General features: G+C 65.1%; 14 protein-coding genes. 1 reads left to right on the top strand and 13 read right to left on the bottom strand.

Annotation, left to right across the window (positions count from 1 at the left end):
- Positions 1-2088, bottom strand: a complete 2088-nt coding sequence (locus J0O65_RS15745) for a TonB-dependent siderophore receptor (RefSeq protein WP_251373776.1) — start codon at positions 2086-2088, stop codon at positions 1-3.
- A 167-nt stretch (positions 2089-2255) separates the two neighbouring features.
- On the opposite strand from J0O65_RS15745, the gene J0O65_RS15740 reads away from it, so the two are divergent.
- Positions 2256-2576, top strand: a complete 321-nt coding sequence (locus J0O65_RS15740) for a tetratricopeptide repeat protein (RefSeq protein WP_215408102.1) — start codon at positions 2256-2258, stop codon at positions 2574-2576.
- Between the two features lie 6 nt (positions 2577-2582).
- On the opposite strand, the gene bla is transcribed toward J0O65_RS15740, so the two are convergent.
- The 12 genes from bla to J0O65_RS15680 all read right to left on the bottom strand — a co-directional run bounded on the left by bla (position 2583) and on the right by J0O65_RS15680 (position 13789).
- The gene (gene bla / locus J0O65_RS15735) at positions 2583-3512 is read right to left on the bottom strand and encodes a subclass B3 metallo-beta-lactamase (RefSeq protein WP_251373775.1); all 930 of its coding nucleotides are present in this window, start codon (positions 3510-3512) and stop codon (positions 2583-2585) included.
- An 81-nt stretch (positions 3513-3593) separates the two neighbouring features.
- Positions 3594-5357 (bottom strand): M56 family metallopeptidase, encoded by a 1764-nt coding sequence (locus J0O65_RS15730; protein ID WP_215408100.1) that lies wholly within the window; start codon positions 5355-5357, stop codon positions 3594-3596.
- A complete protein-coding gene (locus J0O65_RS15725; RefSeq protein ID WP_215408098.1) occupies positions 5354-5746 on the bottom strand; it encodes a BlaI/MecI/CopY family transcriptional regulator in 393 nt (130 codons plus the stop codon). Before J0O65_RS15725 ends, J0O65_RS15730 begins: the two co-directional genes overlap by 4 nt.
- Before the next feature lie 63 nt (positions 5747-5809).
- A complete protein-coding gene (locus J0O65_RS15720) occupies positions 5810-7306 on the bottom strand; it encodes a hypothetical protein (RefSeq protein WP_215408096.1) in 1497 nt (498 codons plus the stop codon).
- Between the two features lie 95 nt (positions 7307-7401).
- Positions 7402-8748 carry a DUF3422 family protein gene (locus tag J0O65_RS15715; protein WP_215408094.1) on the bottom strand — a complete coding sequence of 449 codons (1347 nt, stop codon included), beginning with the start codon at positions 8746-8748 and terminating at the stop codon, positions 7402-7404.
- Between the two features lie 122 nt (positions 8749-8870).
- Complete coding sequence (locus J0O65_RS15710) at positions 8871-10079, bottom strand: multidrug effflux MFS transporter (protein WP_215408092.1); 1209 nt, start codon at positions 10077-10079, stop codon at positions 8871-8873.
- Positions 10076-10738, bottom strand: coding sequence for a TetR/AcrR family transcriptional regulator (locus tag J0O65_RS15705; protein WP_215408091.1), 663 nt, complete (start codon positions 10736-10738; stop codon positions 10076-10078). The genes J0O65_RS15710 and J0O65_RS15705 overlap by 4 nt, the downstream gene beginning before the upstream one ends.
- 122 nt (positions 10739-10860) lie before the next feature.
- The gene (locus tag J0O65_RS15700; protein ID WP_215408089.1) at positions 10861-11331 is read right to left on the bottom strand and encodes a copper chaperone PCu(A)C; all 471 of its coding nucleotides are present in this window, start codon (positions 11329-11331) and stop codon (positions 10861-10863) included.
- 18 nt (positions 11332-11349) lie between these two features.
- Positions 11350-11946 (bottom strand): SCO family protein, encoded by a 597-nt coding sequence (locus tag J0O65_RS15695; RefSeq protein WP_251373774.1) that lies wholly within the window; start codon positions 11944-11946, stop codon positions 11350-11352.
- 62 nt (positions 11947-12008) lie between these two features.
- Positions 12009-12407, bottom strand: a complete 399-nt coding sequence (locus J0O65_RS15690; protein ID WP_215408087.1) for a DUF2946 domain-containing protein — start codon at positions 12405-12407, stop codon at positions 12009-12011.
- Positions 12408-12431: 24 nt separating this feature from the next.
- Positions 12432-13025 (bottom strand): helix-turn-helix transcriptional regulator, encoded by a 594-nt coding sequence (locus tag J0O65_RS15685; RefSeq protein WP_215408085.1) that lies wholly within the window; start codon positions 13023-13025, stop codon positions 12432-12434.
- Between the two features lie 62 nt (positions 13026-13087).
- Entirely contained in the window at positions 13088-13789 is a 702-nt protein-coding gene (locus J0O65_RS15680; protein WP_215408083.1) for a Crp/Fnr family transcriptional regulator, read from the bottom strand.
- Positions 13790-13823 lie beyond the last annotated feature (34 nt).

Raw genomic sequence — 13823 nt, 5'->3', positions numbered from 1 at the left:
TTAAAAACGGTAGTGTGCATGCAAGGTCACCGTGCGCTCGGTCCCCGGCGCCACCCACAGGGGGCTGTAGGAACTCGCATAGTAGCCGCGGTTGAACAGGTTTTCCACGTTCAGGGCCAGGCGCAGTTTCGCATTCGGAGAGTAGGACGCCAGCAGCTTGGCCGTCGTGTAGGCCGGCAGGGTAAAGCTGCTGCTGACGGCGACGTCGCCCAGGCGCTCGCCCACGTATTGCACGCCGCCGCCCACGCTGGTCGTGCCCGTGGCCAGCGCGAATTGCTGCGTGGCCAGCACATTGGCGCTGTGGCGCGGCACGTTGGCGAAGCGGCTGCCCGTCACGATCGTATTGTCGCCGCGCGTGACGCTGGCATCCGTGTAGGCATACGCGCCCGAGACGCGCAAGCCGCGCGCCACTTCGCCCGACACGTCCAGTTCCAGGCCCCGGCTGCCCACCTCGCCCGCCGCGATGGCGAAGTCCGTGTTGGCGGGATTGGTCGTCAGCACATTGCGCTTGCGGATGTCATACACGGCCACGGTGCCCGTCAGCTTGCCCGTTTCCAGCTTGGCGCCCAGTTCATACGAGCGGCTGCGCTCGGCCGGGAAGGCCTGGTTGGCGATGCTGATGCCGCTGTTGGGCCGGAAGCCTTGCGCGGCGCTCGCATACAGCGACCATGCCTTCGATGGCTGGTAGACGAGGCCCGCGCGGGGGCTGGTGGCCGACAGCGACTGGCGGTTGCTCACGTTCAAGCGATTATTCCTCACATCCTGCGTGTAGTTATCGTGGCGCACGCCGACCAGCGCCTTCCATTGGGTACCCAGATCCAGTTGATCCTGCGCATACAGGCCACGCGCCCGTTGCCCTTCCTGCGTGTCGATGGACAGGGCCAGCGGAGCGGCCTTGCCGCCGTACAGGGGATGGAAAATATCGATGGCATAGGCATTCGCGGCGGAGGGATTGCGGCGCAACTGCACGCGGTGGTCGTCGAAGTGATAGGCGTCGATACCCGCCAGCACCTCATGCGCCAGCGCGCCCGTTTTGAATTTACCCAGCACTTCGACACGGGCCGAGACGTCGGTGGCCGAGAAATCGCGGTGGCGGCGCTGGCGGTTCAGGGTGCGGCCATCGGCCAGCAGCCTGTTCGCCTCGGTCGAATAGCCCTGCAATTCGCTGTCGCGGTAGGAAGCGCCCGCCTGCAACGTCCAGTCGTCGGACAGCGCATGGTGGATGAACAGCTGCTGGCCCAGCGACTTGACCGTCATGGAACCGTCGCCCAGTTCGCCCAGGAAGCGCGAGACAGGGACAAGACCCAGCTGGCCATTGACGGCCACCACGCCCCGGTCGAACGGCGCGCGCTGGCGCACGGCTTCGATTTCATACGACACGGTCGTATGTTCGCCCGCCAGCCAGAGAAACGACGGTGAAAACAGACTGCGCTCGACCTTCAAGGTATCGCGGAAGCTGTGCCCTGCTTCATGCGCCGCGTTCAGGCGGTAGGCGACGGTATCGCTCAACGGCCCCGTCACATCCACGGCGGCGCGGCGCGTGCGGAAGCTGCCCAGCGATACGTCGGCGCTATATTCCGGCGCGAACTTCGGCTTTTTCGTCGTGATGTTCACCGTGCCGCCCGGCTCGCCGCGGCCATACAGTGCCGATGCGGGGCCCTTCAGCACTTCCACGTTCTGCGTATTGCCCGCGTCGCGCATGCCGTTGTAGCCGCGACTGGAACTGAAACCGTTGACCATGTAGTCGGAACCGAAATTCGGGTCGCCCGTGAAGCCGCGCATGGCGTAGCTGTCCCACAGGCCGCCCAGCGGACTTTGCCTGGCGATGCCGCTGGCCAGGTCCAGCGCACCGGCCAGTGTCGTCACGCCCGCGTCGCGCAGCAAATCGCTAGTGAGCACGCGCACGCTTTGCGGCAAGTCCATCAGCAAGGCATCCGTCTTGGTGGCGCCCGTGGCGGACAGGCTGCGGTAATGCTGGCGCTCGGCCTGGATGGTGACGACGTCCTGCGCGTCGGGTCCGTCCGCCAGGGCCAGTGGACTGGCAGCGGCCAGCAGCAGCACCAACGGGCGCCGTAAGGGGAAAGACATGGGTTTTCCTGATAGAGAGTGAAATGCAAACTGATTGCATTATAAGTGATAATTCATTCTCATTAAAGACTTGCCTCGCTCACCTGCCGCAGGCCACCGATGGCTTGCGGGCCAGCGCTTCAGGCATTAATATACAAGCATTAACTTGCATATTAATGAGGCCGAGCATGCGTGACAAGCTGGAAAAACTGCTGGCGCAGGGGCGCGACAACGCCCTGCTGCGTTTTGGCCTGGGAGATGCCTGCTTGAAAGAGCATGACGCCGAGCAAGCCGCCCTGCACCTGGCGCAAGCCACCGCGCAGCAGCCGGGCTATTCCGCCGCCTGGAAACTGCTGGGCAAGGCCTTGCAGCAGCTGGGCCGTCTGGATGACGCGCAAGTGGCCTGGACAACGGGCGTGACCGTGGCCCGGCAGCAAGGCGACTTGCAAGCCGTCAAGGAAATGACGGTGTTCCTGAAACGCCTGCAAAAACAGCAGGCGGCAGAGTAAACAATCTTAATGCGCGTGCGCGGCGCCCTTGGCCTCAAGAGGCACCGCTTCGCCCCGTTCCTTCGCCAGACGCTTGGCCAGCAAGCCACCCGCTTCGGCCGCATAGGCGCGGCAGGCACCGGCGTCGATCAGGGGATTGTCCGTACCGTTGCGCCTGGCGGCCTTGCCCAGCACGTCCGTCGTGCCCGGATGCACGGGGATGATGATGTCGCATGGCAAGGCGGCCACCTTGGCGATGCTCGCTTCGAACGAGGCTGAAATGTCGGGCCTGCCACCCTTGCCCGTGTAAGTAAAATCGCCGCTGGCATACGGATTCAGGCTGTCCGCATACACGACGTCCAGGCAGCGGTCGCCTTCGCAGGACGTCCACGTCCACGTGGTGCCGCCGGGCGTGTGGCCCGGCGTCATGTGGGCCGTCAGGTTCAGCGGCCCCACCTTGACGGTATCGCCCTCGCCCACCACCTTGACCTTGGCGACCTTGGCGACGTGCACGACGGGATTGGCCTGGTACTGCGGATCGTCCTTGCCATTCGTGCCGCTTTGCAGGCCCAGGGCGCCCGAGGCGCTGGCCATCACGGTGGCGCCGCTGGCCCGCTGCAGCGCGGCAATGCCGCCCGCATGGTCCCAATGGGCGTGCGAATTGAGGATCACTTTCACGTCCTCGATGCGAAAGCCCAGCGCCCGGATATTCGCAATGATCAGGGGCGCCGATTGCGGCAGCGCGCCGTCGAGCAGGATATGGCCTTGCGGACTCGTCACCAGCACGGCGGACAGGCCGGCCGTGCCCACATACCAGCTATTGCCATAGATATTGAACGGCTTGACGGGCGCGTTCCATTCCTTGCAACTGTCGCAATCGACAGGTTTATCCTGCCTAGGCGCCGGTGTCTTCGCCTGCACCGTGCCAGCCGCCATGGTCGCAACCGTAGCCAGCATCAACTTCGCCAATAGTGTCATCTTCATCTCCAGAGTGTCAAAAAGAAGGGCGCGCGCGGTGGCGCGCCCAGGGGGGGGGTATCAATGCATGCGGCCGGTCCTGTCGGCCAGGGTGTCGCGGATGTGTCCGGCGTCGAGCGAGCGCCGCTGCGCGCCATCGGCGTCCAGCAGCACCACGGTGACGTGCTTGCCGCCGCTGCGCATGCGCATGCTCAGGCAACTGCCCGCCGCGTTGCTGCTGCCCGTCTTGGACAGCAGAATGTCCCAGCCCTTGCCGCCCACCAGCGGGTTGGTGTTGTGCAAGGTGCGCGCCTTGCCATTGACGGCCACGCTGGCTTGCGGGTGGCTGGTGATGCGCGCGATCTCCGGATAGCGCGCGGCGGCCGCGACGATCTTCGCCACCTCGCTGGCCGTCGACGTATTCGCGGGCGAACTGCCGACCGGGTCCGTCAGGGTGGTGCGCTTCAAACCCAGGCTGCGGATCTTCGCTTGCAAGGCTTGATGAAACGCTGCGTTGCCACCGGGATAGGTGCGCGCCAGCGCGGCGGCGGCGCGGTTCTCGGACGGCAACAGCGCCAGTTGCAACAGCGCGCCGCGCGACACGGCCACACCCTCGGCCAGCAGGCTGTGGCGCTGCAAGGACGAGCCGCCATCGGCGCGCACGATGCGCAGCTGCTCGTCCGGATCGAGACGCGCGTCCAGCACCACCATGGCCGTCATCAGCTTGGTGATCGAGGCGATGGGCACGACGGCGTCCGCATCTTTCGCCATCAGCACCTTGCCGCTGGCGTCATCGAACACCAGCATGTGCTTCGCGCTGACGGGCAAGGCCAGCATGCCGGCGGCGGCCTCGGCCAGGGTCGCCCCGTTGACGGCGGGCTTGCCCTGCGTCTGCAGCAGCAAGGTGGCGCAGGCCAGCAGCAAGGCGGGCACGGCCAGCTTCCAGCCGGCCGTATCAAGCCCGGGCGCCATCAGGCGTTCTATGCGCGTGAGCAACGCCCCGCCCCGTGCCGACATCAGCAAGCCGGGCTGGCCCGGCGCGGCCGTGTGCAGCGACAGCGCATGCAGCGCCGTGGCCAGCTGCTGCGGGTCTTGCAGCGCTTGCGCCGCCAGGGCGTCGGCCACCTGTTCCCGTTCGGCCCGCATGCGCGCCGACAGCCACCAGACGACGGGGTGAAAGAACAGCAGCGCCTCGGCCACGCTTTGCAAGAGGTTGACCAGGTAATCCCAGCGTCGCACGTGCGCCAGTTCATGCGCCAGCAGCGCTTCGAGCAAGGCAACCGGCATGCCGCTCAGCAAGGCGGCCGGCAGCAGGATGACGGGGCGCCAGAAGCCCACGGTGACGGGGCTGGCCAGTCCCGCATGCAGTTTCAGCGGAATCTGGCCACTGCGGCGCAAGCCCATGCGCAGCGCCAGCGCATCGAGGCGCGCCTGCCAGATGGCCGGGGCGGCCACGGCCTGGCGGCGCAGCTTGCCGACCCAGGCCAGGCCCAGGCACAGGCGCAAGCTCATCAGGCCAACGCCGGCGCTCCAGGCCAGCACCAGGGCCGGCATCCACGCTTGCAGCGCGGCGCGCCAGGCGGGCGGCGCGTCCAGCGCCAGCCGGGCCGGCGAAGCATCCGACAGCAGCGAGAGCAGGTGCATGGCGGGAATACACAGGCACAGCAACAGCGCCAGCGCGCACGCGGCATAGCGCCAGCGCGCGCTGGCGTCGCGCAGCAGCCAGAGCAGGACGGCGGACACGGCGCCGACGATCACACCCTGCCAGACAAAATACAGCAAGACCCAGCCCAGCGCCGGGACAAGCTTGCCCAGATCAATGCCGAGCTGCAGGTCCAGGTTCATGGCGCGCCACCATCCTTGCCGCGCAGGATTTTTTCAATTTCCAGGCGTTCCGCGTCGCTCACGTGCTCGCGCAGCGCCGTCAGCACGAGCGCCTTGCCGGAACCGGAAAACACCTTGCCGATCAAGTCCTTGAGCAAACTCGTTTGCAGCTTTTCCTGCGCTTCGACGGCGGCATACAGCTGCGGCCGCTGGCTTTCATCGCGGCTCAGCAAGCCCTTGCCATGCATCAATTGCAACTGGCGCAGCACGGTGGCGTAACTGGCGTCGGCACGCTCCGCGGCCAGGGCGTCGTACACGGCGCGGGCGTCGGACGGACCGCGCTGCCACAGGATGCGCAGCAGGTCCAGTTCGGCGGCCGTGGGATGGGGAGTGGAGGTATTTTTCAGCATGCTGCTAGAATACCCAGTCTAGAACGTTCTGTCTAGAACTTTTTTTCTAGACAGTGGAGGCGGCTAGAAATCGCGCAGGCGGTCGAACAAGGCATACAGCGCCGCCACATCGGGCAGTGGCGCCTGCGTCAGCACCTGCTCCAGCGCCACGTAGATTTCATCGCGCTCCACCGTTTCGATGATGCTGGAACGCCGCTCGATCTGGTTGAACACGGCGACATAAGCCGTGACCATCTGCTGCGCCATGGCGTGCACAGTCTCGGAATCGCTCATCCCGTCGAGGGTGCGCGCCGTGGCCAGCAGTTTTTTATACGCCTGCGCGGCCTTCCTGGCATATGCCGCCGAGATGTGCTCGCGGCCATCCCAGTCGCGGAACGGGTTGTCCAGGTTTTCCGCCAGCCACTCGGGCTTGCGCGGCCGCGTCACCGACAGGTTCAAGCCCAGCGCCGCCGCCTTCTTATAGCTGGCCTTGATGGCCTTGGCCGCGTCCAGCGGCAGGCTGGCAAGGTACAGGCTGGACAAGGATGGCAACTGCGCCGGCGTGGGAAAGTCGTCAGGGCCGTAGCCAAACAGTTCATACGCGGTGAACTCTTGCAAGCGGGCCAATGTGGCGATGCTGGCCACGTTCGACGCCAGCCCCGGCTTGCCCCGGACGGTCAGGTCGGTCAGCCCGGGAAAACGCCGCGCCACCACGTCGAAATCCACGGCCGGCATCGCGCTCAGCGACAGGTGCGTCAATTCATCGAGGCCGTGGAATGGCGCCAGGGCGCCGCCACACTGCAGGCGCAGGAAGCGCCCCGCATGCGGGTCGTCGATGCGCAGCGACGGTGACGGCGCGCCATTCAGTATCAGGGTGCTCAAGCCCTCGTTCAGGCGCAGCGATCGCAAGCCTTCGGCATGCACGATGAGGCGGCCGACATTGCTGTCGCTCAGGTCGAGTTCGCTCACCGTCGATGACTGCCACTGCACTTCGCTGATGATCGGATTGCCATTGATATAGGCGGCCAGCGCCGCGCTGCCGTGGCGCGTCTCGATCGCCGTCAGGCAAGGCAGCTGGTCCAGTTCGGACAGATCGCCGAGCGCCTGCAGGACGCCATCGCCGATGCGGCTCGTATTCTGGCGCAGGGTCTGGCCGCCTATGCGCACTTCCTCGCTCGATGCCGCCTTGAAGCGCTGGCGCCTGGCCGGGTCGACCTGCTCCCAGCGGCGCTGGCGATACAGGCTGTCGCCCATGTGCCAGCCGCCGCTGTAGCTCTTTACTTGCGTATCGACCAAGGGCGCGATATTGGCCACCAAGGTGTAAGCCCGCGGCACCCTGGCATTGACGAAACTGTGGTCGTGGCGGCGGTTCCAGAAATAGTAATCGCACACCAGCGGGCGCATCGATTGCACGGCCGCCGCATCGGGCAAGGCGTCGCCCGCCCAGTCCAGCTCCAGGACGGCGGCCAGCGGCGCCCTGCCGGACGAAGCGTCGTCCTCGATGGCGGTGACCTGGCAAGCCACATACTGCTGCAGCCTGGACGAAAACACGCTGTAAATATCTCCAACTTTGGCAAGCACGTCATTTCCTTGTCGAACGGTGAGGCCCGCACAATAGCAAAAATTGGCGGCGCGCGGCGTACGCGCCGCCGGAGCCGCCAGGGTGCTTACCCGGCTCAGTCCGCGTGCAGCTTGTGGTGCATGCGGCGCAGTCCCAGCCACACGGCGGCCGCCACGAACGGCACCAGCGCGCCGACGAGGATTTCCGGATTCACGGGCAGCCCCAGCACCTTGGCCGCCTTGCCCGTGTAGCTGAACAGGCCGATCACGTAATACGAAATGGCGGCAACCGACAAGCCTTCCACCGCTTGCTGCAAGCGCAGCTGCTGCGCCGCGCGGGCGTTCATCGATTGCAGGATTTGCCGGTTCTGCAATTCCTGCACGATGCCCACGCGCGTGCGCAGCAAGTCATTCGTGTTGGCGATGCGCTGCGCCATCGCTTCCTGGCGGCTGGCCATCGCTGCGCACGTGTTCATGGCGGGCGTCAAACGGCGGTCCATGAATTCCTCGACCGTGGGTATGCCCTCGATGCGCACTTCGCGCAACTCGTCGATGCGCGCCTTGACCAGGCCCATGTAGGCTTTCGAGGCGGAAAAACGGTAACTATTGTCGAGCGACAGCTTTTCAATGCGTGCCGCCAGGCGCGTGATGCGGTCGAGCAAGGCTTGCTCGGCTACGCCCTCGTCCGCCTTGCTGGCACCCGGCGCGTCGTCCGTGTCGACCATGGCGGCGGCCAGGGTGGCCAGTTCGTTCTCGATGGCATTGAGCGATGGCGCCGCCTGCATGGCGTAGGGCAAGCCCAGTAAAGCCATCATGCGGTAGGTTTCGATTTCCAGCACGCGCTGTACCAAGCGGCCCGACTGCTGCGAGCGCATGCCCGCGTCGTGGATGACGAAACGGCTGAAGCCGTCGGACTGGATGGTGAAATCCGTCCACAATTCGCCGCCCTGCAGCACCTTGCTGCCGGCCAGGGTATTGCCCTCGAACACGCGCGACAAGCCCTGCATGAAGATCTCGGCCGGGGCGAATGCCTGCTCCAGCACCACGTGGGCGGCCACCATCAGCTTGCCCTTCAAGCCGACCAGCCACTGCTGCGGCAATTGCGCCAGCGGCATGCGCTCGAACGCCTGCGCCAAAGGCAAGGCGCTACCAGGATGCTCGGCGAAGGTGAACGTGGCAAATTCCGTATGGCATTCCCATTTCAGGCGGAAGCGGCCAAAGTCGTAATAAAAATACTTGGCTTCGGCGGCGGGCGGCGTGACGCCGAAATGCGTGCACAGGGCCGCCAGGGTGGCGTGCTGGGCCGCCATATTCGACGCGCCCGGCGCGGCGCTGTCATCCTTGTACACGGCCAGATGGGTGATCAGCTCGGGGGCGTCGAGTTGCAGGAACGGCCGCGAGTGGATTTCCGCGGCCAGCGGCACGCGCAAGGCGTGGTTCAAACTGGAGTTAATCAAGTGCATGATAGCCAAAGGTAAAGTTGCAAAACTGCTTAGACCCGCGCGCGTGCCGATGTGCCCGCGGCGCAGGTCTGATTGTCACAGTGTAACAAAGCAGGAAGCATGCCACTTTTTTCCAAGGCCGATCATGTTGTTTTGATAAGCGCCGTTGCGCCCTGCCCCTCCCCCTGCCGGCTGCCCAGCCACCAGAACGCGGTGGCCAGCGCCACGGCCGACGCCTGTCCCAGCGCCAGCTTGAAGGCGCTGTCGAACAGCAACGGTGCGACAAAACCGGACACCAGCGCAAACACCAGCATCTGCACGAAGTTTTGCAGGGACGCGGCCAGGCCACGCATGCGCGGGAAAATGTCGAGCGTCGACATGGTCATGCCCGGCAAGGCCAGCGACATGCCGAACGCGTACAGCATCACGGGCACGACGGCGAACGGGATGCTGGCCGCGAACCAGTGGTTGTAGAGGATGTTGAGCGCGCCCGTGGCCGCCATGCCCAGAAGCCCCCAGCGCACCAGCACGGCGCTGCTCACCACATGTGCGAGCTTGCCCGACAGCGCCGAACCGAGTACCAAACCGGCCACCATGGGGATGAACATCCAGCCGAACGCCGTTTCCGGCAGGCGCAGCAGTTCCAGGATGAAATGCGGGGCCGACGCGATGTACAGGGCGAAGCCGCCAAAGGCGAAGGCGACGGCCAGCGAACGCAGCAGGAACGCCCGGTGGCGCAAGGCCAGCCAGTAATTGCGCGCGATGCTGGCCGGGTGGAAAGGCTGGCGTTGCTCGACTGCCAGACTTTCCGGCAAGCCTTTCAGGCAGCCGAGCGCCAGCAGCACGGTGACGGAAAAGGTGAACACGAACGTGGATTGCCAGCCGTAGGCCACGTGCAGCCAGCCGCCGATGATGGGGGCGATGGCGGGCGCGACGCCGAACACCATCATGATATTGGCCAGCATCTTTTGCGCGGCCGCGCCCGACAGGCTGTCGCGCACGATGGCTTGACCGATGACCCTGCCCGCTCCCGCCGAAGCGCCCTGCATGCCGCGGAAGAACAGCAGCCAGCCAAAGCTGGGCGCAAACGCGGCGCCGATGGAGCCGACGGCGAAGATCAGCAGCGAGGCGAGAATCACGGGGCGGCGGCCGAAGGAGTCGGACAAGGTGCCGTAGAACAAGGTCATGAAGGCATAGGCGGCCAGGTAGACGCTCAGGGTCTGCTGCACCAGCACGCTGCTGACGTCGAAATGCGTGCCGATCGCGGGAAACGAGGGCAGGAAGGTATCCGTGGCGAACGGGCCCAGCATGGCCAGCCCGGCCAGCACCAGGGTCAGGTTGCGCGCCTTCATGCGCCCGCCTGCGCGGCATATTGACGGCGCAAGCCGTCGAGGGCCGCCAGCGAAAACGCGGCGACGTGCTGCGCGATGCTGGCAATACCCGCCTCGTCATAGGTGATTTCCGGCGCCACCAGTTCATGCACGATGCGCGAACGGGCGTAGAACACGGCTTGGCCGATCACGCTGAATACGCATTTCTGCACCACCTCGTCCGGCATGGCCGGCCCCACCACGCCGCGGATCAAGCCCGTGAACAGGGCGTGCTGCGGGCGCACGTTGCGTTCGGCCAGCTTGTGGATGGCGGCCGTCGGCTCGATCAGCTCGCGCGCCACCAGGCGGCTGAACAGGGAAGCGGGCCCCGCGCGCAGCATGTCGGAGACGAGCGCCTCGATGGCAAGGCGCAACTGTTCCACCGGCGACAACTGCGCCCGCGCGTTGACGGCAGCCACGTCGGCGGCCGAGGCGCGGGCCAGTTCGCGCGCATAGTCGAAGGCGGCCAGGTGCAGCTCTTCCTTGCTATGAAAATAGTAATTGACCATCGCCACGTTGACGTGGGCCGCTACACATATCCTGCGCACGGACGCGAGCTTGTAGCCCTCGTCGGCAAACAGGTCCGCCGCCGCCTGCAGGATGCGCGCGCGGGCCGGTTCGTTTTCTCTTTCTTCCGTCATACCACTCCCATCATTTAAACAGTTGTTTAATATTGTGCGAGAGTATATCAAACAGTCGTTTAACTTTCAGGCGGACGCAAAAAAGCCCGGCGGACCGGGCTTTGCATGGGCATTGTTGCAGCTTAGTGCTTCATCGCCGGCATCGGTGCCGCGGCGGCGCCGAGCGGACGGGCCACGGCATTGACTTCGATGGTTTCGCGGCGCTTGTCTTCACCCTCGACGACGAGGGTCAGAGGAATCTTGTCGCCCGCCTTCACCTGCCCTTTGAGTTCCAGCAGCATCACATGGTAGCCGCCCGGTTTCAATTCGACGGCCTTGCCGGCTGGCAAGGCGATTTCCTTGACCTGGCGCATGCGCATCATATTGTCCGTCATGCTCATTTCGTGGATTTCCGCCACGCCGGCCACGGGCGAGCGCACTTCCAGCAGGCGCATGGCTTTCGGCGCCGTGATCTGCATGAAGGCGCCCGTGGCTTTTTGCTGCGGCACGGTGGCGCGCACCCACGGGTCGGTGATCTGCACGGAAGTCTGGGCAGCGGCGGAGAAGGACAGCACGGTCAGGGCCGTGGCCAGCAGGTTTTTCAGATGGGTCATGATCATTCCTCGGTAGGGTTATAAGGTGTATTTCGATTGCATCAGGGTCTTGATGTCTTGCACGCACTCGTCGCCCGTCAACTGGTGTTTCAAGCCCAGGCGCATGCGTCCCTCTGTGTCGAGCACATAGCTGATGGCCGTGTGGTCCATCGTATAGGAACTGCCGCTCGGCACGCGGCGGTAGAAGACCTTGTAATTGAAGGCCGTCTGCGCCGTCGCCTTCGGATCCGTGCGCAAGCCCAGGAAGCTGGGGTCGAAGGCGCGCATGTATTCGCCCAGCAACTCGGGCGTATCACGCTCGGGGTCGATGCTGATGAAGATCACTTGCAGTTTATCGGCATCCGGCCCCAGCTTCTGGCGGATTTCCAGCGCGCGCGACAGGGCCGTCGGGCACACGTCCGGGCATTGCGTGAAGCCAAAGAAGACCATCACATACTTGCCCTTGAAATCGGCCAGGGTATACACCTTGCCGTCGGGGCCGCTCAATGTGAAGTCGGGCTTGTAATCGCCGCCCGTCAGATCGAGGCCGTTGTAATGGGGTTTTGGCGCTGGTTCGCAAGCGGCAAGCGTAAGCAATCCCGCCGTGCCGGCGAGAAGGAAAAGACGACGTTTCATGGCATTCTGGCCCGATGGGCGTAGTGGATACGGTTAAGACGTGGGAGGCGCGACTGCTGCGTTCAGACAGCCAAAGGGGGGCCGCGCGGGCTGGCGGCCAGCCACGCGAACGGCGCCCGCGGCGCCTGGTAGAACAGGGGCGGATAGTGATCGTGGCCCGTGATGACGGCCAGCGTCGATGACGACGACGGCGGCAAGCCCACGCTGCCCGCATGGCTCATGCAGAACGGGCAATGCTCGATGTGGTGCAGCACGGAATCGGTGGTGGACTTGGCGGCCGGCGCCAGGTCCGCTTGCGTGTAGACGGCGCCGCTGGCCGAGCATATCTCGACGGCGGCATTGTTCGCGTTCGCGTGCAGCGAGGCAAACGCATACGACAGGGATGGCGACAGCGCATTGAGCAGTATCGCCAGGCAGGCGAACCACATATGCCACTGTTTGCGCTTCAATAAGGATCCCATGGCCCCGATTATAACGGAGTCTGGCTATCCGGGCGCCGGCCCGCGCAGGAACAGGCTGGGACGCACGCCGGCCACGTCCACGCAGGCGTCGCAAAACGCGGGGATCGAGGCGAAGCCGGAGCCGGCCGCCACCTGCGCCAGGTCGCGCTCGCCGTGCACGCCGTCGGCGTCCGCCTGCGCCGCCGTGTGCAGCGCGTGCGCCAGGCGCTGCTCGCGCACCAGGCTGAGCAATGCCTCGCCCTCGGAAAACAGGCGCGCCCTGGCCTTGTGCGGCGTCACTTGCCACAGGGCGGCCAGGCGCGCCGCCGTCCATGTGCCTTGCGGCGTATCAAAGATGTGCTGCGCCAGCGCCTGGCTCCAGCGCTTGCCGCCGCCGTGGCCGCCATCCGTTTCCTCGCCTTCCAGCGCCAGGGTGAACACGGCCGGCTTGCCCCGCCCCGGCATCACGTCGCAGGCGAAGCGCAAGAAGGCGGGCACGACGAAACTGTCGCCGCTGGCCAGCTTCTTGGTGGTGATTTCATTGTGCAAGGTCACGAAGCCCTGGCGCACGGTGACGCGCAGCCGGAGCGGAAAGCGCAAGCCCAGCAAATGCAAGGGGTGATCGGAAACGAGGGCCATGCGTCAGGTCAGGATGGTGAACGAGCCGTCAGCATGCCACACATCGCGCAAGCAGTCTGTCATCACAGCGACGCCACGCCATAACGGCGCAAGCCATCGAGGTCGACCACGCGGATGGACTGGTAGGCGATGCTGATCAAGTTCAGCTCGGCCAGATGGCCCAGCGCCTGGTTCACGCGCTGGCGCGAAATGCCGGTCAGCAAGCCGATTTCTTCCTGCGACAGCTCAAGCACGCTGGAGGTGCGCGGATATAACATGGGGTGGAACAGCTGCGCGATCGCTTGCGCCACTTGCGCGTCGACGGCCAGCAGGCGCTGGTTCTGGATGGTGGCGATGAATTGGCCCATGCGCTCGTTCAACTGGCGGATGACGAAGGCATTGAAGGACAGGCTCTCGGCCAGCAGCAGATGGAACAAGTCCACCGGCACGAGGAGGATGCTTGACGCGCGCACGGCCACCACGTCGTAGCGGCGCAGTTCGCGCTTGAGCACGCTCCCCTCGCCGCACCAGCCGCCCGCCGGCACGCCGGAAAACGTGGCGCCGCGCCCGTCGGCATTGTAGACGGCCAGCTTGATCAAGCCCGTGTGCACGCCGATCCAGTGCGCCGACGGTTCGCCGCGCCGCGTGATGAAGGCGCCCGCCTCGTAATGCCGCAGCACGCTGCCGGCACGCAACAGGGTCCGATGCCGGGTATCGAGGGCCGTGAACCAGTCGTGGCTGTCGAGTTCGGGCACGGCACGTTCTGCAATATCGTTGCTATCCATTCCATCCTTCAGTTGTCACTAAGATGACAGTGAT

It is taken from the genome of Janthinobacterium sp. JC611 (genome assembly GCF_018682595.1).
Taxonomy (GTDB): Bacteria; Pseudomonadota; Gammaproteobacteria; order Burkholderiales; family Burkholderiaceae_D; genus Janthinobacterium.
Note: the sequence above shows the minus strand (reverse complement) of the source record. Positions and strands in the feature narration are given on the sequence as shown.